Below are 21,137 nucleotides of genomic sequence, written 5' to 3' on the forward strand. Positions count from 1 at the left end.
AATTAGGCGTCGGGTCTTTGAGTGTGCATTAGGTAGTTTACAGACACGTCTTTGTCATTCAGTTTGTATACCTTGGTTAGAGGGTTGTAACTCATGCCTGTCATATGATTTACCTCCAGTCCAGCTTGTCTTGCATAGGTGTTGAGCTCAGCAGGTTGAATGAATTTTGCGTAATCGTGAGTGCCTTTTGGAAGCATGTTAAGAATGTATTCTGCGCCAATGATGGCGAAAAGGTAGGCCTTTGGGTTTCTATTAATGGTGGAGAAAAATACGTGCCCGCCAGGCTTTACAAGCGTCATACAGGCCTTAATAACCGAAGCAGGATCTGGCACATGTTCTAGCATTTCTAGGCAGGTTACGACATCGTATTGACCCGCTTCGCGCTGGGCGATTTCTTCTGCGGTAATTTTTTCATAGTCAATGTCGAGCTTGGATTCGACTTTGTGTAGTTTTGCGACAGCAAGGGGGGCTTCGCCCATGTCGATGCCTTTTACTTTGGCGCCGAGTTTTGCCATTGCTTCCGATAAAATTCCGCCGCCACAGCCGATATCAATGACTTTTTTGTCCTGTAACCCTGCCGCTCGTTCGTTAATGTAGCCTGTGCGCAATGGATTGATGTCATGCAGTGGCTTGAATTCATTTTCTGTGTCCCACCAACGACTTGCAAGCGCTTCAAACTTTGCCACTTCATTTAGGTCTACATTGCTACTTTGTGTATTTGGCATATCGGGCTTCCATTTTGTGTTGCGATAACTTGAATATGTGCGCTCGGTGTTGGAGCGGTGAAATGTGTGTGTTGTTGTTACTTCTTCGGGTAGGTATGAGCCGAAGTGTTATTGGACTAGTATAGCGTTATCGTAATAGCTGACCAATAGTAAACTTGTATTGTCTTGATAATAGACAGTGTCGCTTGGTGAAGGCAAACAAGGTTTTGAGTAAAGGCGATTGAATAAACGCAAAAGGGTGACAAAACATGCCACCGAAAGGAGTGTTATTTTTTTCCTTATGGTATGATGCGGCGCTTATAAAAAAGATATTAGGATGTCTGTCAGACTCCAAGGCATAAGGATCGATTGTATCTATGGGTGAATTAGCCAAAGAAATTATTCCCGTCAGTATCGAAAATGAACTTAAGGGATCTTACCTTGATTACGCAATGAGCGTAATTGTTGGTCGAGCATTGCCTGATGTACGAGATGGGTTAAAGCCTGTTCATCGTCGCGTTCTATTTGCGATGAATGAACTTAAAAATGATTGGAATAAACCGTACAAAAAATCGGCGCGTATCGTCGGTGATGTAATTGGTAAATATCACCCACATGGTGATTCTGCAGTATACGATACGATTGTACGTATGGCGCAGCCTTTCTCAATGCGATATACCTTGGTTGATGGTCAAGGTAACTTCGGTTCTGTTGATGGCGATAGCGCTGCAGCAATGCGTTATACCGAAATCCGAATGGCGAAAATTTCTCATCATCTTTTGATGGATCTTGAGAAAGAAACGGTCGATTTCGTGCCTAACTACGACGGCACAGAGTTTATGCCTGAAGTGTTGCCTGCACGTGTGCCTGGGTTGTTGGTCAACGGTTCTGCCGGTATCGCTGTTGGTATGGCAACGAACATTCCGCCTCATAATCTTGGGGAAATCATCGATGGTTGTCTTGCTGTTATTGATAATGCAGACATTACGATCGATGATCTTATCGAACATATACCAGGGCCTGACTTCCCGACAGGGGCGTTCATTAATGGTCGTGCTGGTATTATTGAAGCCTACAAAACAGGCCGTGGGCGTATTTACATGCGCGCCCGTCATCACTTTGAAGACATGGAAAAAGGCAATCGTCAGTCCATTGTTTTCACCGAAATTCCTTATCAGCTAAACAAAGCAAAAGTGATCGAGAAGATCGCTGAGCTTGTGAAAGACAAAAAGCTGGAAGGGATTAGTGAATTACGTGATGAGTCTGACAAAGACGGTATGCGTATTGTTATTGAGCTTCGACGTGGTGAGAATCCAGATGTCGTTGTGAATAATATTTTTACGCAAACTCAATTGCAGTCTGTGTTTGGTATCAATATGGTGGCCTTGGTTGATGGTCGTCCTCAGTTATTGAATATCAAACAAATTCTTGAATGCTTTGTTAAGCATCGCCGTGAAGTGGTTACCCGTCGTACTATTTTTGAACTTCGCAAAGCGCGTGAGCGTGGTCATATTCTTGAAGGTTTGGCTGTTTCTTTAGCCAACATTGACCGTGTAATTGAATTGATCCGTACGTCACCGACGTCAGCAGAAGCAAAAGAAAAGATCGTAAGTGAGTCTTGGGAGCCAGGTAATGTGGTTGCCATGCTTGATCGTGCTGGCGCCGATGCTTGTCGTCCAGATGACCTCGAAGCAGGTTATGGTTTTGTTGATGGCGCTTACCATTTGTCACCAGACCAAGCACAGGCGATTTTGGACTTGCGTCTACATCGTTTAACGGGTTTGGAGCATGATAAGCTGCTCGGCGAATATAAGTCTCTGATTGAGCTTATTGGTGAATTGCTAAATATTCTGTCTAACCCTGATCGTTTGATGGAAGTGATTCGCGAAGAGCTTGAAGAAGTGCGTGATACGTTTGGCGATGCTCGTCGTACTGAAATCCTAACGTCTCGTCAAGATTTGACTATTGCTGATTTGATTGATGAAGCACCAATGGTTGTGACAATTTCGAATACCGGTTATGCAAAATCTCAACCGTTAGAAGAGTATCAGGCGCAACGTCGTGGTGGCCGTGGTAAATCGTCAGCTAGCATGAAAGATGAAGATCATATCGAACATCTTTTGGTTACGAGCAGTCATGACACTATTATGCTTTTCAGTAATTTTGGTAAAGTGTATTGGTTGCGCGTATTTGAAATTCCGGTCGCCAGCCGTGGTGCAAAAGGTCGTCCTATCGTCAATTTGTTACCGCTACGAGAAGGCGAGTCAATCTCTGCCTTGTTGCCTTTGCCTGTTGTTGAAGACGCAGAAAAAGAAGAAGGCGATGAAGAGATTGCGGATGATGCAAATGTGGAAGCAAGCAGCTACATCTTTATGGCAACCGCAAACGGTACCGTGAAGAAAACAGCGATGCAAAACTTTGCTCGTCCTCGCTCAACGGGTCTGATTGCATTGAGCTTAGACGAAACAGATGAGCTTGTTGGTGTGTCCGTTACGACGGGTGATAATGACATTATGTTGGTGTCATCTTCTGGTAAGACTATCCGCTTTAAAGAGTCCGATGTTCGCCCAATGGGTCGTACAGCGGCAGGCGTGAGAGGCATTCGATTAGGTGAAGGTGCGAAAGTAGTTTCCCTTATTGTTCCTCAAGACGGTTCTGCAGTATTGATGGCGTGTGAAAACGGCTACGGTAAACGTACATTGGTAGAAGATTTCCCAGTTTACGGTCGTGGTGGTCAAGGTGTGATCGGTATTCAGGTATCTGATCGTAACGGCCCTGTGGTTGGCGCGTCTCAGGTGGATGAAACAGATGAAATTATCCTGATCACAGATCAAGGTACATTGGTTCGTACTCGAGTGACGGAAGTGTCTTGTCAAGGTCGAAACACGCAAGGTGTTACTTTGATTCGTTTGACGAATGATGAGCATTTGGTTGGAATCGAGCGTGTCGTTGAAGACGACGAAGAGGATGTTGAGATTGACGAGGCTGATGGCGCCGATGTTAATCCGTCACCAAATGATGGTGATGAATCTCCTGATATCGTCGATACAGACACTGAGTAGAAAATAAAGCGACGCACCTAGGTGCGTCGCTTTTGTTGTAGCTAGGTCCTGAAAATATTTAGAGGTAATGAGCGGGATGAGTCGAGTATATAATTTTTGTTCTGGTCCAGCAGCGCTTCCGGAAGCTGTTTTGAAGAAAGCCCAGGCTGAAATGCTGGATTGGCATGGTGCTGGTGTATCCGTGATGGAGATGAGCCACCGTAGTGCTGAGTTTATGTCTATTCTTGCATCGGCTAAAGCTCGTTTGTCTCGTTTGCTTAATATTAGCGATGAGTATGAGGTTCTGTTTGTTCAAGGGGGCGCGTCTACTTTGTTCGCTCAGATTCCTGCAAATTTAGCCAATGGCTTTGACTCGGCTTGTTATTTGGATACAGGCGCATGGTCTTCAAAGGCGATTAAAGAAGCCAAAAAATACGTTAATGTTGATGTTGTTGGGTCTTCTCAGGAGCAGAATTATTCTACCGTGCCTGATCTGTCTACTTTAAATTTAGACAGCGAAGCGGCTTATTTACATATTTGCCCAAATGAAACCATAGGTGGTGTTGAGTTTTCTGAATTGCCGGAAACCAGTCTTCCTATTGTGGCGGATCTGTCTTCAACGATTTTGTCTCGCAAAATTGATGTGAGTAAATACGGTTTAATCTACGCTGGCGCACAAAAAAATGTTGGCCCGGCGGGTGTGGTGATTTGTATTATCCGTAAGGATTTATTGGCTCGAAGCAGTGATGATCTGCCATCCGTTTGGAATTTTGCTCATTTGGCGGCGAATGATTCCATGATAAACACGCCACCAACCTTTGCTATTTATTTAGCGGATCTTGTATTTGAATGGTTGGAAGAGCAAGGCGGTGTTGAAGCGATAGAGTCGGTTAATATTCGTAAGGCACAAGCATTGTATGATTTTATTGATGCGAGTGATTTTTACTCAAACCCTGTTGATCCCGCTTTTCGCTCACGTATGAATGTGCCTTTTATTTTAGCGGATGATTCGTTAGATGCGCTTTTTATTGAGGAATCTGAGGCGGCGGGGTTACGTACATTAGCAGGGCATCGTTCTGTTGGTGGGATGCGAGCGAGCATTTATAACGCGATGCCGATGGAAGGTATTGTTGCCTTGATTGATTTCATGCGCGCTTTCGAAAAACGTCACGGACAATAGTTCCTTGCAGACATTAAAAACTCACGGATAATAATTAATATGTCGAATTCTAAGCAGGTGGTGCCAGAAACGCTGCCTTTATTGCGTGATCGTATTGATTCGATTGATTCGCAAATTCAAATGCTCATCAATGAGCGTGCAAGTTGTGCACAAAAAGTCGCTGAAGTGAAGCTGGCTGAGCAAGGTGATGAATCGGTCGTTTTTTATCGTCCTGAGCGTGAAGCGCAAGTTTTGCGTAGAGTGATGGAGCGTAACGAAGGGCCTTTAGGTAATGAAGAAATGGCAAAAATTTTTCGCCAAGTAATGTCTTCTTGCCTTGCGCTTGAAAAGCCGATGCGTATTGCGTTTTTGGGGCCAGAGGGTACGTTTACTCAGCAGGCGGCGTTAAAGCACTTCGGAAAATCTATTATTAGTGCGCCAATGGCGGCGATTGATGAGGTGTTTCGTGAAGTGGAATCTGGCGCGGCGAATTATGGCGTTGTACCGGTTGAAAACTCGACGGAAGGTGTGGTTAATCATACTTTAGATAGTTTCCGAGATTCGCGTTTAAGAATATGTGGAGAAGTGGAAGAACGGATTCATCATCATCTTTTGGTGAGTCCAAATATCAACTCCGAGGACGTAACGCACATTTATTCGCACCAGCAGTCTTTGGCGCAGTGCCGTGCGTGGTTGGATCGTTACTGGCCACACGCGGAGCGTGTGGCGGTAAGTTCAAATGCGGAGGCAGCGCGCCTTGTTGCAGAGGCTGGTCGAAGTGGTCGAGCCATTGCTGCGATTGCCGGTGAGGTGGCTTGTGAGTTGTATGGTTTGTCAAAAGTGTCTGCCAATATTGAAGATCGTCCAGACAATACAACACGCTTTCTGATTGTTGGTGATCAAGATGTTCCGCAGAGTGGAAAAGACAAAACCTCTTTGTTAATAAGCGCTAAAAATGAGCCGGGTGCTTTGTATCATTTGCTTGAGGCGTTTGAACGCCACGGTGTTGATATGACGAGACTTGAGACACGTCCTTCATTAGTGAGTCGCTGGGGTTATATTTTTTACATAGATTTTGTCGGTCATTATTTAGACGAAAAATGTTGTGCTGTCATTGATGAGTTACGAGAGCGGGCGTCGGAAGTTAAGGTGTTAGGCTCCTATCCCGTGGCTGTGTTGTAGAAATTTTAGAAGAGTGTTGTACTTTGACTGGTGAGAATGATTTTCAGATGCCTGCGGATATGGCATCTAAAGCAAAAAAGAAATTCGGCAATGTCATGATTATCGGTCTTGGTATGATTGGTGGTTCATTTGCTAAAGCGCTGAAAGAGCGAGGTTTAGCAACATTGTATGGTGCAGATCGCCGAGACGGTGAATTGGCATTAGGTGTTTCTACTGGTGTCATTGATTATCCTGCGGAACTGACGGCAGAGTATGTCACTAAAATGGATATCATTATTCTAGCGACGCCAGTTCGGGCAATGGAATCTGTTTTATCTGAAATTAAGCCGTACCTTTTACCGACGACACTGGTGACGGATGTTGGTTCGACAAAAGGCAGTGTGATTGACTCTGCTCGTCGCGTGTTTTCGGACGTGCCTCCTAATTTTATTCCCAGTCATCCTATTGCGGGTGCAGAAAAAAGTGGTGTATTAGCATCCAATCCTTTGCTGTTTGAAAAACACATGGCCATTGTGACGCCGTTGTCAGACAGTAATCCAGTATTATTGGATCGTCTCCATCGTTTGTGGCGTTCGGTTGGTGCAGATGTCGTGAGTATGGATGTCGAACACCATGATCATGTATTGGCTTCTTCAAGTCATTTGCCGCATCTTCTTGCTTATACTCTGGTGGATGCACTTGCTAATGGCGATCGTAGTCAGGATGTATTTAAGTTTGCGGCGGGTGGTTTTCGTGATTTTACGCGAATTGCATCGAGCGATCCTGTTATGTGGCGAGATGTTTTTATGGCTAACAAAGACGCCACGTTAGCCACATTGGATCATTTTACCGATCGACTTGCTGATATGCGAACCGCGATAGAGCAAGGAGATGGGGCGAGTATGTTTGGTGTTTTTACACGGGCAAAGTCGGCTCGAGATCATTTTCTTCGTTTGTTGGAGCAGCGTACCATTGGTTCGGTAAAAGAAGTGCGCCCAATGTCGGTTTCTGTTTTGCCTGCATCGTCGATAAAGGGCAATATTTCTTTATTGGGTGACAAATCATTGTCACATAAAGCCATTACAATAGCGGCGCTGTCACAAGGTGTGAGCGAAATAAAGAACATAGATCTGACTGGTGATGTTCGTATCACCATGCAGGCATTTCGCGATATGGGTGTGGTGATCGAAGAAGTTACTGCGGATTACTTGCGAGTTCATGGCGTTGGTCTTCGTGGACTAAAAGCGCCTATAGCTCCCATCAATGTTCATCAATCCAGAGAAAGTTTGTATTTATTGTTACCCGTGTTGGCGGGGCAGCCTTTTTCTGTGTCTGTTGTGGCGGAAGACAAACTATTAAATCAATCATTTGGTGATTTGTTTTCTCTGGTTCGTCAAATGGGCGGCCGTGTTGAATCTGAGATAGCGGACTGCTTGCCCGTGAACCTATCGCCAGATGTGTCTTTGGATGTGTCTATTGAGTTAAACACGGGCTCTGAGCGACTTAGAATGTCTGCATTTTTGGCGGCGATCTATTCGCCTCTTGAGGGGCGAGTCGTGCCGTTTTTGCCGGGGTTGTCTCATTGTGAGGTGTTGTTACGTCATTTTGGTGTGTCAATATTGGATGATGGGGCAGGTTTTCGAGTTTTGCCGGCTGGATTGATAGGCGTCGATGTTGTGTTATCAGGCGATGAGTATGAAGCATCTTGGTTGGTGTTGTTGTCCAGTTTGTTGCCAGGTTCTGAATTGTTGATTGAGAATTCAGGTTTGGACTCAACTTCGTTTGCCTTTATGATGTTTTTGAGATCGATTGGCGCCGATATTTTAATGTCTCCGAAAAATGAACTGGGATTGTCGGTAGGTGAGCTTCGTTCAGGTTTTGCAGAATTAAAGGCGTTTTCTTTGACGGCTGAGCAAAGTTATCAATTTAGGGATGTATTGCCTTTATTGTGTGTTGCGGCGGTGTATGCGTCGGGCGAAAGTCGTATTCAGGGTATTGGGTCTTTACCGTACCATCATGAAGACAGGGTGCTGGCGTTAGTGGATGCACTTAGGCAAATGAAAATTACCTGTGCTTACGAAAGTGGTGAGTTGGTTATTGAAGGTGGTTTGCCGAAAGGTGGAGAGCTTGATTGTGCTGGCGATGATAAGTTGGCGCTTGCCATGCTTGTATTGGGAGTGCGTAGTCAGTCAGTGACGAAAGTGAATGACTGTCAAAAATTATTAGAAGAGTTTAGTGAGTTGGAGAGTGTTGCTAGGCAATTAGGTTTTCATTGCTTAGTGGCGCAATAGTTTTTTAAGAGGAATAGTTATGATCAACCAAGGCCCAGTTATTACGATTGATGGTCCAAGTGGTGCCGGTAAAGGCACTGTAAGTCAGTTAATCGCAGAAAAGCTGGGATGGCACATACTGGACAGTGGTGCTTTGTATCGATTGCTTGCTCTCGCTGTTTCACATCATGGAATGTCTTCGGACGATGTGGAGACGTTAAAGGTCTTAGCGGAGCATTTGGATATTCAATTTCAGCAGTCTGATGAAGGTAAAGTTGAAATTATTCTAGAAGGTGAAACGGTTACTCAGGCAATTCGAACGGAAGATGTCGGAAATAGGGCGTCTAAGTTAGCGGCGATTCCTGAGGTCCGCGAAGGGTTGCTGCTGCGTCAGCGTGCTTTTTCACAGGCACCGGGTTTGGTGGCAGATGGGCGTGATATGGGGACAGTGGTTTTTCCATCGGCTCAGATTAAAATATTTTTAACAGCATCCGCCGAAGAGCGTGCTCAGAGGCGTTTGCAGCAATTGCAGCAAAAAGGTGAAACTGTTAATCTAGCGGAATTGGTCAAGACGATTAAAGAGAGAGATGAACGCGATGCTAATAGAACCATTGCGCCTCTTGTGCCTGCTGCAGGTGCTTTAGTTATCGATAGTACAGATTTGAATATAGAGCAGGTTGTCGAGATGATTTTTGCTGAAACAGCAAAGGCGGGTCTTGTATAACCTGTTCTTTCTCGCGTCTACTTTTTTGCACCTAGAATGTGCTAGAATAGATCAAATGTTATTCAAGTCGACAAAGGGCCAGCAGGCCTTTGTCGCATCATCCAAAAAAACTGACCCATATTTGCTGGCAATGTGGATTAAGGTTTGGCCTAGCTAAACCGATCATATAGGAAATACAATGACTCAAAGCTTCGCAGAACTGTTTGAAGAAAGCCTGTTAACCGTCGAAATGGCGCCAGGCTCAATTGTTACTGGTATTGTTGTTGATATTGACAGCGAATGGGTAACTGTTCATGCAGGTCTTAAATCTGAAGGCGTAATTCCTCGTTCTCAGTTTCTAACGGAAAGTGGTGAGTTCAGCTTAAACATCGGTGACGAAGTTAAAGTTGCACTTGAAGCTGTTGAAGATGGTTTCGGTGAGACTAAATTGTCTCGTGAAAAAGCGAAACGTGCAGAGACTTGGTCTGTGCTTGAAAAAGCTTACGAAGAAAACGCCATTGTTCACGGTGTTATCAACGGTAAAGTCAAAGGTGGCTTCACAGTTGATATCGCTAACATCCGTGCCTTCCTACCAGGTTCTTTGGTAGATGTTCGCCCAATCCGCGATACGTCTCATTTGGAAGGTGTTGATCTAGAGTTCAAACTTATCAAGCTTGATCAAAAACGTAACAACGTTGTTGTTTCTCGTCGTGCCGTTATGGAAGCGACTAACAGCGCTGAACGCGAAACATTGCTTGCCTCTCTTGAAGAAGGTCAAGAAGTTAAAGGTATCGTTAAGAACCTTACTGACTACGGTGCTTTCGTTGATCTTGGTGGTGTTGATGGTCTTCTACACATCACTGACATGGCTTGGAAACGCATTAAGCACCCAAGCGAAATCATTGCTGTTGGCGATGAAATCGACGTTAAAGTTCTTAAGTTCGACCGCGAGCGTAACCGTGTGTCTCTAGGTCTTAAGCAGTTGGGTGAAGATCCATGGGTTGCTATCAAAGCACGTTACCCAGAGAACACAAAAGTAACGGCTAAAGTTACTAACTTGACTGACTACGGTTGCTTCGCTGAACTTGAAGAAGGCGTTGAAGGTCTAGTACACGTTTCTGAAATGGATTGGACTAACAAAAACATTCACCCATCTAAAGTTGTTCAGATTGGTGATGAAGTTGAAGTTATGGTTCTTGACATTGACGAAGAGCGTCGTCGTATCTCTTTGGGTATCAAGCAGTGCACCATGAATCCATGGGAAGAGTTTGCTACTTCTTTCAACAAAGGCGACAAAATCTCTGGCGCAATCAAGTCTATCACTGACTTTGGTGTGTTCATTGGCCTTGACGGCGGCATTGACGGTCTTGTTCACCTATCTGACCTATCTTGGGACGAAACAGGTGAAGATGCAGTTCGTCAATACAAGAAAGGCGATATGCTAGAAACAGTAGTATTGTCTATCGACGCTGAGCGCGAGCGTATCTCTTTGGGTGTTAAACAACTTGAAGAAGACCCGTTCCTTGCTTTCGTAGCAGAAAATGACAAAGGCACTATCGTTAACGGTACTGTCTCTGAAGTTGATGCGAAAGGTGCTGTAGTTGTTCTTGCTGAAGGCGTTGAAGCTACTTTGAAAGTATCTGAAATTAGCCGTGAGCGCGTTGAAGATGCAACAACTGCATTGAAAGAAGGCGATAAAGTAGAAGCTGCGATCATTAATGTTGATCGTAAAGCGCGTACTATTACTCTTTCTATCAAGCAAAAAGATGCAACTGAAGAAAAAGCAGCGTTGAAATCTCATACTGAGAAACAACAAGTTGAAGCGAATGGTCCTACCACTATCGGTGATTTGATCAAAGCGCAACTAGAAAACCAAAACTAAGTTTTGATTTTTAGCTGTTATTAAAAAGCGGGCCTAGGCCCGCTTTTTTTATGCCTAAAATTTGTGAATTTATTGACAGGAAAACTATACACAAAACATGTGGATAACCATGGGTATAGACCTTGTGTATGTTTTTTAGCGTAAGGATTCTAAAAGTTTTTCAGTGTCTGTTTCATCCCAGTTTTCTTTTTCAAGGAGGGTTTTTAGTGCATCACTTTTTTGGGCATTATCAAGATTTTTTTGAAACTTCGCGTAATGAAAGTCTTTTATGAGGCGTTCGTCGTGTTCTGAGCGATAAAGTGGCTTTTTATCATCGGCTTTAGTCTCTGCTTTCTCCATTGCATCAATTTTTTTGTAAGTGTTTAAGAACTGTTTTTTATTCATGTTCTACTCTCTTACTCGTGTTCAATTCTAAGAATTTCAAAATGGTCAATTCTTGCGCACCATTTTATGTTGATGTCCCAAAGCTTAATGCCATGCTCTCTATCTGTCTGTTCAGATAAGTATGACGGTCTTGGGTCTTGTTCGATGATTTGTTTTATTAAAGTGCTAATGTCTTTGTTGTGCAAGCTCTGATAATTCTCGCATTGATGTTTGGCGAGGTCGGAGAATCGTACAGATCTTGTGTGTGTCGGCTCTGGAGCAAACCCTCCTTTTGCATCTGTAATGCTATCTGCATAGGGTAAGTAAGGTTTTATATCTACAACGGGGGTTCCATCCAGTAGATCTGCGCCATGTAGATCGATGAATACTCTTTTCTCTTCTTGATATATGCGGCCTATTTTAACGACGGACAAGCCTATCGGGTTAGGCCTGTGTGTGGCTCTTGTGGCGAAAACCCCCAGCTTTTTATTTCCACCTAGACGTGGTGGGCGTACTTTTGCCTTCCAGCCCTCTTTTATACAAGCGTGGAAGATAAAGTGAATCCAGATATGTGAAAAATCACTTAATCCATCCAGAGTATCTAGTCGATTATAGGGAGGAAGGAGTTCTAGCCGGGCGGTCGCTCCGTCTACCAGACCTGGCTGTTTAGGAATGCCAAATTTTTCTTTGTAACAAGAGTGTATTGTGCCAATTGTTGATAAAGAAAATGAGTCTGATGGCGGCACAGGATGATCCTTTTCGTGAAAAACGTCACTAAATGAATAAAAGTAATGTGATAGTATACTGGCTTGTCTAATGGGATCACGACTTATTTGGTGATCTACTGTTTGTTCTTTTTACTTTTATTAGAGATTAAAAATGTCTTTAGAATCTTATATGAATCGAATTGGTCAGCAAGCTAGGGCGGCTTCTCGTCTACTTGCTAAAGCATCCACTCAGCAAAAAAACATGGCGTTGTTTGCTATGGCAGACGCTTTGGAAGATGCACGACCTCGATTGATTGAGGAAAATCAAAAAGACATGGAGAATGGTCGAACAAAAGGTCTTGATCCAGCGTTATTGGATCGCTTGTTATTAGATGATGCTCGAATTGATGGCATGATCGAAGGCTTGAAGCAAGTTGCGTCTTTGCCTGATCCTATTGGAGAAATATCCGGTATGGTCTTTTTGCCATCCGGCATTCAGCGCGGACAAATGCGCGTACCGCTTGGTGTTATTGGTATTATTTATGAGTCTCGCCCTAACGTTACTATTGATGCGGCGAGCTTATGTTTGAAGTCTGGTAATGCCACAATCCTGCGTGGTGGCTCTGAGGCTTTCTATTCAAACCAAGCCATCGCAGAGGCGGTAACAAAAGGTGTTGTTTTATCGGGGTTGCCAGAACACGCGGTTCAAGTACTAAATACAACCGATAGAGAAGCGGTAGGCAAATTAATTACCATGCCAGAATTTGTTGATGTCATCGTGCCTCGTGGTGGCAAGGGGTTAATTGAGCGAATTAGTAAAGACGCTCGCGTGCCGGTTATTAAGCATTTAGATGGCAATTGTCATGTTTATATAGATGATGAAGCTGATTTGGATAAAGCGTTCCTGATCGCTATGAATGCCAAAACACGTCGTTATGGTGTATGTAATGCGATGGAATCTCTGCTTATTCATTCGGCCGTTGCAGAGAGCATTTTGCCTAAGTTGGTTGCTGCTTACCAAGAAAAAGAGGTTGCGTTGGTTGGGTGTGATTTAGCTCGCCACATTAGTTCTCTACTAGGTGTGGCGACAGAAGAGGATTGGTACACGGAATATTTAGCGCCGAAATTGTCTATTAAAATTGTCTCAGATATGGATGAGGCGATTGCGCACATCAATAAGTACGGGTCTCATCACACGGACGCGATTGTTTCGCAGAACTATTCAAAAACACGTGCGTTTATGACGGAAGTCGATTCGTCATCAGTCATGGTGAATGCTTCCACATCATTTGCTGATGGCTTTGAATACGGCTTTGGTGCTGAAATTGGTATATCTACCGATAAAATTCATGCTCGAGGCCCGGTTGGATTGTTGGGTTTAACAAGCCAAAAGTACATTGTGCTTGGTGACGGTCATACTCGTGACAACTAAAGACAAAGGTAGGGCTGAATCGTCTGGTTTGGCGATTATGGGCGGGACGTTTGATCCTGTTCATAATGGTCACTTAAGGACCGCTGTTGAGATATTGGACCGTTATCATTATTCTGCGTTGAAGTTGGTTCCTTGTTATCAGCCTGTTCATAAAGGGTGGCCGGGTGTGAGTCCTGCTCAGCGTTTAGAAATGGCAAAATTGGCCGTTTCTGGTGATGATCGACTGAGTGTTGATTCTCGTGAAATGGATCGACAAGGTCCGAGTTACAGTGTGGATACATTGCGGGATATTCGATCTGAGATTGGCCCGGATGAGTCACTGATTATGGTGTTAGGAATGGACAGCTTTTTGTCACTTCCAACGTGGCAGGATTGGCAAGAATTGGTTCAGTATGCACACATTTTAGTTGTCTCTCGACCTGGTTGGGAGCCCGACTTGATTTCTGAATTGGGTGCTTTTTGCGAAAACTATCGTGCCGCATCCTCGCATGAGTTACAATGCGCGCCCTCAGGACGGGTCTGGTTCGAGACACTCACTCCTTTAGGGATATCCTCTAGCATGATTAGAGCGTTAGCTCGTAAGAATGAGTCGATTGCGTATTTACTGCCAGAACCAGTCCAGAAATACATAGAAGAACATCAATTATATCGATAGGGTAACGTAATTATATGAGTCAACTTAACCTCACAGCAGATCAAATATTGGCTTTTGCTGTTGAAGCATTAGAAGATGTGAAGGGCGACAAAATCACTGTGTTAAATGTAGGCAGTCATACCGACATGATGGATTACATGGTGATTTGTACTGGTACCTCGAAGCGTCATGTTAACGCGTTGGGCCAAAATGTATTCGAACACTTAAAAGGACAAGGTCTTCAGCCATTAGGTTCTGAAGGTCGTGGCATGGGAAGTGATTGGGTATTGGTTGATTTACACGATGTTGTCGTTCATGTAATGACGGAAGAAGCTCGTGCATTTTATGATCTTGAAAAGTTGTGGGATATTAAACCAGAACAATTGTAAGGCTCTTTAGATGCGTGTTCGTTTGATAGCTGTTGGTACTAAAATGCCGAAGTGGGTGACGGAAGGTTATGATGAGTACTCTAAACGTCTTCCGAAAGACTTTGCATTAGAGCTTGTTGAAATTCCGATGTCACCGCGTGGAAAAAATACGGATATTCCTAAGGCGATTCGTAAGGAAGGAGATAGTATGCTCGAAGCTATTCCTTCTGGAGACAAAGTTATCGCGATGGAAGTGCTTGGAAAAGAGTGGTCCACGGAGCAACTTGCCGATCAAACAGAACAGTGGCGAATGGATGGTTATAATGTGAGCTTATTGGTTGGTGGTCCTGATGGGCTCGACCCAAGGTGTACTGCTCGTGCCGATCAAGTTTGGTCATTATCCCGCCTTACGTTACCGCATCCAATGGTGAGAATTATGTTAGCGGAGCAAATTTATCGTGCTTGGACGCTAATGAATAATCACCCATATCATAGATAAGGAGGAATTGATGAGTCGTCGGCATCAAAACTTCCGTAATTATCGTCAAGAGCAGCAGCTCACACAGCGTCGTGTGCTAGCTTCTGCTGTTTTTGTTCTACTGTTAGCCGTCGTGCTAATGGCTCGTTTATTCTATCTTCAAGTTATAGAACACAAGTTGTATCAAACCAAAGCGGACGATAACCGAGTGATGTTGGTGACAGAGCCGCCACCGAGAGGTTTGATCTATGATCGCAATGGTGTTGTATTGGCCGATAATCGCCCAATACACAGTTTGACGGTTATACCTGAACGAGTTACTGATTTCCCTCAATTAAAACAAATGCTTTCTGGCATTATCGATATTAGTGATAGTGAATGGGAAGACTTTGAAGACAGGCGCAAAGAATACCGTCGTCCTTACCAATCCCTCACATTAAAATCTCAGCTCACAGACGAAGAGTGGGCTAGGGTGTCAGTCGACTTATATAAACTTGACGGTGTTCAAGTGGAAGCGCAGTTAACACGCTATTACCCGTTCGGTGAGGCATTTGCTCATGCGATTGGCTACGTTGGTCGAATTACCTCGAAAGACCTGGAGAGAGTGGATAAGGAAGCCTATCAAGGCGCTTTGTTTATCGGCAAAACAGGTGTTGAGGGCTTTTATGAGAAAACGCTGTTTGGTGAGGCGGGGCTTAGTAAAGTTGAGGTTAATGCTCGTGGTCGTATTATGTCTGAGCTTGAAAGGCAAAACCCGACACCCGGGAAAGATTTGCATTTGTATCTTGACGCTAGATTGCAGCAATATGCCTATGATCTTTTGGGGGATTACACAGGATCTGTTGTAGCCATAGACCCGACGACCGGTGGGATTCTAGTGCTGGTTTCGAAGCCTGGTTATAACCCTAATTTATTTGTTCGAGGTATTTCTGTAAAAGATTATACCGCCCTTCGTACATCCAAAAAACTTCCTCTTTTTAATCGTGCATTACGTGGAGGGTACCCGCCAGCGTCTACGATAAAACCCTTTATGGCGTTGGCAGGTCTTGAATATGGTTTTGCGTCTTGGACGGAACGATATTTTGCCAAAGGCTACTATCAAATCAACCCTGATGGACGTCGCTACCGAGATTGGAAGCGAACTGGACATGGTTGGATCAATTTAGAGCGCTCCATTATTGAATCTGTAGACACGTATTATTATCAGTTGGCCAACAAAATGGGCATTACGCCAATTCATAATTTTTTAACGCGTTTTGGTTTTGGTCAAAGTAATTTGCTGGATTTGAATGGCGAGAGCAATGGTTTATTGCCATCCAATGAATGGAAGAAAGCCAAATACAAGGAGCCTTGGTATCCGGGAGATTCGGTGAATGTTGGTATAGGGCAAGGGTTTATGGTGGCGACCCCATTGCAGATTGCTTCTGCGACGTCAGCACTTGCTAGTAAAGGGCATTATTTTTACCCGCGTATGACTCGCTTGATAGGGGAGCAACCCGTGGAATTTGAAAGTGGCCTCGGCGGTGAGCACGATATCGTTTTGAAAGACCAACGGAATTGGGATCGCATGAGAGATGCAATGCGAAAAGTTATCACAGACTCGCATGGGACGGCGCGACGTCTACAGGGAACGGACTACGATATTGCGGGCAAGACAGGAACAGGTCAAGTATTCAGTTTGCAAGAAGATGAAGAGTATGACTCTGAAAAACTAGCGAAACGCTTACATGACCATGCGCTATTTATCGGTTTTGCTCCGGCTCAAAACCCTAAGATTTCCGTATTTGCTATTTTTGAAAACGGCGGAAGCAGCTCTAAACCCGCAGACTTAACTCGACAACTGTTTGATGCCTACTTACACGATGATTACCCTGACCGTTATGACTATTTAAAAGGGAAGCAAAATGACTGAGAGCTTTTATCGTAGAGCCTTGTCTTTTACCAATGCCCGTTTATGGAAGTTGGTGCATGTTGATGTATTGCTAATGGGCGCCTTATTGTTGCTGATAGGGGGCGGGCTGTTTATTTTATATTCTGCGTCTGGCCAAAATGTTGCCATGGTAGAAAGGCAGTCATTTCGACTCGTAATTGGTTTGCTGGTTTGTGTGGGATTGGCACAGTTGCCTCCCAAATATATGCGTCGTGCTTCCCCTGCATTGTTTATTTTTATCACGGTTCTCCTTGTGGGGGTGTTGTTGTTTGGGGTTGGGGCGAAAGGTGCCCAGCGTTGGTTGGCTTTGCCAGGAGGTTTACGCTTTCAGCCTTCGGAGATTATGAAAATTGTCATGCCAATGATGATTGCTTGGTATTTTTCAGATAGACAGCTTCCGCCAAATTTCAAACACATTTTGACCGTTCTAGGTTTAATTGTTTTACCCGTGTTGATTATTGCTAAGCAACCGGATCTAGGAACGTCTTTATTGGTGGCTGTTTCAGGTATTTTTGTGTTGTTTCTGGCGGGGCTCCGGTGGCGGTATATTTTGGGTGCTACTGCGGTTGCTCCGATTGCCGGTTATGTATTGTGGCAATTTATGCACGATTATCAGCGCCAACGTGTATTAACCTTCTTAAACCCAGAGAGTGATCCTCTTGGGTCAGGCTGGAATATCATACAATCCAAAACGGCGATTGGTTCGGGTGGCCTTTATGGTAAAGGTTGGTTAGAAGGAACTCAGGCTCAATTGGATTTTTTACCGGAAAGTCACACGGATTTTATCATTGCAGTGCTTGCTGAAGAGTTTGGCATGCTTGGTTGTGGGGTGTTGATTTTTGCGTATTTACTGGTGATCGCGCGAGGCTTGTACATTTCCGCAAATGCAGCCGATAACTATGCACGACTTCTTGCCGGCAGTTTGACGCTGACCTTTTTTGTTTACATGTTTGTAAATATTGGCATGGTGTCAGGTATTCTGCCTGTTGTTGGGGTACCCTTACCGCTCGTTAGTTATGGTGGTACTTCTATTATTACTATCATGGCGACATTTGGTATTCTCATGTCTATACAAACACACAAAAGGGCAAGGTAATGATTAAGCAATCTATATTGTTCATTTTAACGCTTAGTCTTGCGGCGTGCAGTGGTGTAGAACATTCTACATTGCCTTCTCATTCAGGTGTGAGCGACACACTGCTTGAAGATATGCCTAAAGAATGGGCAAATTCCTATGCGGGCAACCCTGAAGTTCAGCGGTTTATTAATCGCTTAGTGAAAGAACATAACTACGATAAAGCTCGTTTGGAATTGGCTTTTTCACACATTCAACTTCGTCCGAAAGTGATTGAAAAATCCGATAATCAGCCCGAAGTAATAACGCCTTACTATGAATATAAAACTCGGTTTGTGAACGATGATAGGGCAAGTTTGGGTCGTGAGTTTTCAAAGCGAAACGCGGCATGGTTGAATAAAGCAGAGCAAGAGTTTGGTGTCGAATCCAATGTGATTGTGGCTTTGATAGGGGTGGAAACCTATTACGGACGCATTACAGGATCGAAGGATGTGTTTACTTCGTTGACGACCTTGGCATTTGATTACCCGAGGCGTAAAGAATACTTTCAAAGTGAGTTAGAAGCCTATTTGTTGCTGGCTCGTAAAGAAGGTTGGAACATAGGGGAAACTAAAGGTTCTTACAGTGGCGCGATGGGAATGGTGCAGTTTATGCCCAGTAACTATCAGAAATTGGCCATAGATTATGATGAAAATGGCCATATTGATTTATGGGGCTCAGAAGCCGACGCCATTGGCAGTGTGGCCAATTACCTAAGACATCATGGTTGGAAAACGGCTCAGCCTTGGTTTGTCACTGCGCATGTTGCGGATCAGGATAAGGTCGTGGACGACATCAATCGTGGAAGAGTGCCGACGACGGACATGGCGACTTGGTCATCGTTAGATGTATTGCCAACTCAACCTTTTGTGCTTCAAAAAACAGGTCTTATTGGTCTGCGTACAGGTCCAGATGAAGTGTCTTTTTGGTTGGCCTATGAAAACTTTTTTACCATTATGGATTACAACCCGAGTCGACGATATGCGATGTCAGTGTTGGAACTTGCTCAGAGTATAGGAAACTATGAAAGCCATTAACATACTGTTTATTGCCAGTATAAGTTTGCTGCTACTAAATGGTTGTATGAGTACGCGTCATGTATTGGGAAAAGACAATATAGACTACGACAAGGCCTCTGCGGGCGGCCGCTACTCTATTTTACAAGATCATGCGCCAACGGGAGACATTAAAGTCGACCACCTTCCTGATTTAGTGCCGAGATGGGAGGCAAAAACCCGTGGCGGCAATAAAAGCCCTTATGAAGTTTGGGGTAAGAAATATTGGGTAATGGATTCAGCTCAAGGATATGTTGCGGAAGGTACTGCGTCTTGGTACGGGAAGAAATTCCATGGGCATAAAACCTCAAATGGGGAAATATATGATATGTATGCCTTCTCGGCTGCGCATAAATCGCTCCCTTTGCCGACATTCCTTAAAGTGACGAACCTAGACAATCAGTTGTCTGTTATTGTTAGAGTGAATGATCGAGGGCCATTCCATGGCGACCGATTGATTGACCTTTCTTACGCCGCTGCAGCTCGATTGGGCTACCATAAAAAAGGTTTGGCGCGGGTTCGTATTGAAGCAATTACGCCAGCTAGAGGGCAGACTTATACGCCATCAAAAGCAGCGGAGAAGGTGGATGAAGTTACGCCAGAAGCCTTGCCAGCAAAAGCTTCTACGGCTTTACCGGGCGGTGCTTCGAATGCGACATCTGAACTGGTATTTTCTCACCTTCAATTAGGCGCGTTTAGCGCGGAAGACTCTGCCGATCGATTGAAACTCCGTCTGTTTGAAGCATTTGATACAAGCGTAAATGTGTTGGTCAACAAGCAAGAGGATGGTTTGTACAAGGTATTAGTCGGACCGTTTAGCAATGCCGCTGAATTAGATGAGTGGCAGAAAAAATTACAGCAAGAAGGTTTTGGTGACCCTGTCAGGGTGGCTTTAATTCCTTAAGTACTCTTTGTTTGGGCTAGAGATTAATAGAGTGCTCTAGTATCATTTATTCACATTTTTTAAGAAGACGATTTTTTTGAGCATGAAAAAATTCCTAGTTACTTTATCCCTAGTCATTTGTTTTGTTAGCGGCTCTGTATTTGCCGCCCCTTCTCTCATTCCTGCACCGCCACAATTGTCTGCAAGCAGCTATATTTTATTGGATGCTTACACGGGCGATATTTTGGTTAATCATAATGCGGATCAAGCCTTGCCGCCAGCCAGTCTGACTAAATTGATGACGGCTTATATCATCGAATATGAGCTTGCTCGTGGTAATTTGTCATTAGATGATATGGTAAATATCAGCGAAAAGGCTTGGAGAATGGAAGGTTCTCGTATGTTTATACGAGAAGGGACTCAAGTAAAATTAGAAGACTTGATGCGCGGTATCATTATTCAGTCTGGTAATGATGCGAGTGTGGCGGCGGCGGAGCATATTGCGGGAAGTGAATCAGCCTTCGCTGATTTAATGAATCAGCATGCACAGCTACTTGGAATGGTGAATACGCATTTTGTGAACGCAACGGGCTTTCCTGTTGAAGATCATTATTCCAGTGCGCATGATTTGGCTAAATTAGCCCGTGCGACGATTTTGCAGTTCCCAGAAAATTTCAGTATGTATTCTGAGAAGGACTTTACTTACAATAATATTCGCCAGCCTAACCGCAACAAGTTGTTGTGGAGAGACAAAACAGTAGATGGTTTGAAAACAGGCCATACTGATGCGGCGGGTTATTGTTTGGCTGCCACAGCAGTACGAAATGGCACACGTTTGATTACCGTTGTTATGGGGACAAAATCGGATGCTGCTCGCGCTGCGGAATCTCAAAAATTATTGGATTATGGTTTTAGATACTATGAAACACGTAAGTTATACAGTCGTGGACAAGTAGTAAATAATGCCCGTGTTTGGGGTGGTAGTGAATCGAATGTGAAGGTCGGATTTGCTGATGATGTTCTTGTGACTATGCCGCGTCAGCAAGGGGCTTCAATTCCAGCGACACTCGATATGCAAAAAGAAATTATTGCACCTATCGCGGTTGGTGATGTATTGGGTAAAATTGTTGTTGGCTCAGAGGGTAACATCTTATTGGAGCGTTCTGTTGTCGCGCTCGAAGCGGTAGAAGAAGGCGGTTTCTTCAAACGCATGTTTGATAAGATAAAACTCTTTTTCATGAAATTGTTTTAAG

Annotated in this window: 18 protein-coding genes; 15 read left to right on the forward strand and 3 right to left on the reverse strand. The window is 44.2% G+C overall.

Going from position 1 to position 21,137, the window contains the following annotated elements:
• Window positions 1-2: 2 nt before the first annotated feature.
• Window positions 3-725: a bifunctional 2-polyprenyl-6-hydroxyphenol methylase/3-demethylubiquinol 3-O-methyltransferase UbiG gene (gene ubiG, locus D104_RS20665; protein ID WP_024022532.1), complete on the reverse strand. Its 723-nt coding sequence runs from the start codon at window positions 723-725 to the stop codon at window positions 3-5.
• 356 nt (window positions 726-1,081) lie between these two features.
• Between ubiG and gyrA the strand changes: the two genes are divergently transcribed.
• The 6 genes from gyrA to rpsA all read left to right on the forward strand — a co-directional run bounded on the left by gyrA (window position 1,082) and on the right by rpsA (window position 10,920).
• Window positions 1,082-3,766 carry a DNA gyrase subunit A gene (gene gyrA / locus D104_RS20670; protein ID WP_024022533.1) on the forward strand — a complete coding sequence of 895 codons (2,685 nt, stop codon included), beginning with the start codon at window positions 1,082-1,084 and terminating at the stop codon, window positions 3,764-3,766.
• Window positions 3,767-3,842: 76 nt separating this feature from the next.
• On the forward strand, window positions 3,843-4,925 hold the full coding sequence (gene serC, locus D104_RS20675) for a 3-phosphoserine/phosphohydroxythreonine transaminase (protein ID WP_024022534.1): 1,083 nt from the start codon (window positions 3,843-3,845) through the stop codon (window positions 4,923-4,925).
• 39 nt (window positions 4,926-4,964) lie between these two features.
• Window positions 4,965-6,086 carry a prephenate dehydratase gene (gene pheA, locus D104_RS20680; protein ID WP_024022535.1) on the forward strand — a complete coding sequence of 374 codons (1,122 nt, stop codon included), beginning with the start codon at window positions 4,965-4,967 and terminating at the stop codon, window positions 6,084-6,086.
• Window positions 6,087-6,109: 23 nt separating this feature from the next.
• Complete coding sequence (locus tag D104_RS20685) at window positions 6,110-8,356, forward strand: bifunctional prephenate dehydrogenase/3-phosphoshikimate 1-carboxyvinyltransferase (protein ID WP_084545980.1); 2,247 nt, start codon at window positions 6,110-6,112, stop codon at window positions 8,354-8,356.
• 19 nt (window positions 8,357-8,375) lie between these two features.
• Window positions 8,376-9,059 (forward strand): (d)CMP kinase, encoded by a 684-nt coding sequence (gene cmk / locus D104_RS20690; protein ID WP_024022537.1) that lies wholly within the window; start codon window positions 8,376-8,378, stop codon window positions 9,057-9,059.
• Between the two features lie 178 nt (window positions 9,060-9,237).
• Window positions 9,238-10,920, forward strand: coding sequence for a 30S ribosomal protein S1 (rpsA, locus tag D104_RS20695; protein ID WP_024022538.1), 1,683 nt, complete (start codon window positions 9,238-9,240; stop codon window positions 10,918-10,920).
• A gap of 135 nt (window positions 10,921-11,055) precedes the next feature.
• On the opposite strand, the gene D104_RS20700 is transcribed toward rpsA, so the two are convergent.
• Together D104_RS20700 and tsaA are read right to left on the reverse strand one after the other, a co-directional pair.
• Window positions 11,056-11,304, reverse strand: a complete 249-nt coding sequence (locus tag D104_RS20700; protein ID WP_024022539.1) for a hypothetical protein — start codon at window positions 11,302-11,304, stop codon at window positions 11,056-11,058.
• 11 nt (window positions 11,305-11,315) lie between these two features.
• Window positions 11,316-12,029: a tRNA (N6-threonylcarbamoyladenosine(37)-N6)-methyltransferase TrmO gene (gene tsaA / locus D104_RS20705; protein WP_024022540.1), complete on the reverse strand. Its 714-nt coding sequence runs from the start codon at window positions 12,027-12,029 to the stop codon at window positions 11,316-11,318.
• 133 nt (window positions 12,030-12,162) lie between these two features.
• Here tsaA and D104_RS20710 point away from each other — a divergent pair, with 133 nt between their 5' ends.
• From D104_RS20710 to D104_RS20750, 9 genes are all read left to right on the forward strand, one after another.
• On the forward strand, window positions 12,163-13,422 hold the full coding sequence (locus tag D104_RS20710; protein ID WP_024022541.1) for a glutamate-5-semialdehyde dehydrogenase: 1,260 nt from the start codon (window positions 12,163-12,165) through the stop codon (window positions 13,420-13,422).
• Entirely contained in the window at window positions 13,412-14,077 is a 666-nt protein-coding gene (nadD, locus tag D104_RS20715) for a nicotinate-nucleotide adenylyltransferase (RefSeq protein ID WP_024022542.1), read from the forward strand. Before D104_RS20710 ends, nadD begins: the two co-directional genes overlap by 11 nt.
• A gap of 14 nt (window positions 14,078-14,091) precedes the next feature.
• Window positions 14,092-14,445, forward strand: coding sequence for a ribosome silencing factor (rsfS, locus tag D104_RS20720; RefSeq protein WP_024022543.1), 354 nt, complete (start codon window positions 14,092-14,094; stop codon window positions 14,443-14,445).
• Window positions 14,446-14,455: 10 nt separating this feature from the next.
• Window positions 14,456-14,923, forward strand: a complete 468-nt coding sequence (gene rlmH, locus D104_RS20725; protein ID WP_024022544.1) for a 23S rRNA (pseudouridine(1915)-N(3))-methyltransferase RlmH — start codon at window positions 14,456-14,458, stop codon at window positions 14,921-14,923.
• A gap of 10 nt (window positions 14,924-14,933) precedes the next feature.
• Entirely contained in the window at window positions 14,934-16,814 is a 1,881-nt protein-coding gene (gene mrdA / locus D104_RS20730) for a penicillin-binding protein 2 (RefSeq protein WP_024022545.1), read from the forward strand.
• Window positions 16,807-17,928 (forward strand): rod shape-determining protein RodA, encoded by a 1,122-nt coding sequence (gene rodA, locus D104_RS20735; protein WP_024022546.1) that lies wholly within the window; start codon window positions 16,807-16,809, stop codon window positions 17,926-17,928. The genes mrdA and rodA overlap by 8 nt, the downstream gene beginning before the upstream one ends.
• Window positions 17,928-18,983 carry a lytic murein transglycosylase B gene (gene mltB, locus D104_RS20740; protein ID WP_024022547.1) on the forward strand — a complete coding sequence of 352 codons (1,056 nt, stop codon included), beginning with the start codon at window positions 17,928-17,930 and terminating at the stop codon, window positions 18,981-18,983. The genes rodA and mltB overlap by 1 nt, the downstream gene beginning before the upstream one ends.
• The gene (locus D104_RS20745) at window positions 18,970-19,905 is read left to right on the forward strand and encodes a septal ring lytic transglycosylase RlpA family protein (RefSeq protein ID WP_024022548.1); all 936 of its coding nucleotides are present in this window, start codon (window positions 18,970-18,972) and stop codon (window positions 19,903-19,905) included. The genes mltB and D104_RS20745 overlap by 14 nt, the downstream gene beginning before the upstream one ends.
• A gap of 82 nt (window positions 19,906-19,987) precedes the next feature.
• Window positions 19,988-21,136 (forward strand): D-alanyl-D-alanine carboxypeptidase family protein, encoded by a 1,149-nt coding sequence (locus tag D104_RS20750; RefSeq protein WP_024022549.1) that lies wholly within the window; start codon window positions 19,988-19,990, stop codon window positions 21,134-21,136.
• The last annotated feature ends 1 nt before the right edge of the window (window position 21,137 follow it).

The sequence above is a fragment of the Marinomonas profundimaris genome (genome assembly GCF_000508165.1).
GTDB classification, from domain to species: domain Bacteria; phylum Pseudomonadota; class Gammaproteobacteria; order Pseudomonadales; family Marinomonadaceae; genus Marinomonas; species Marinomonas profundimaris.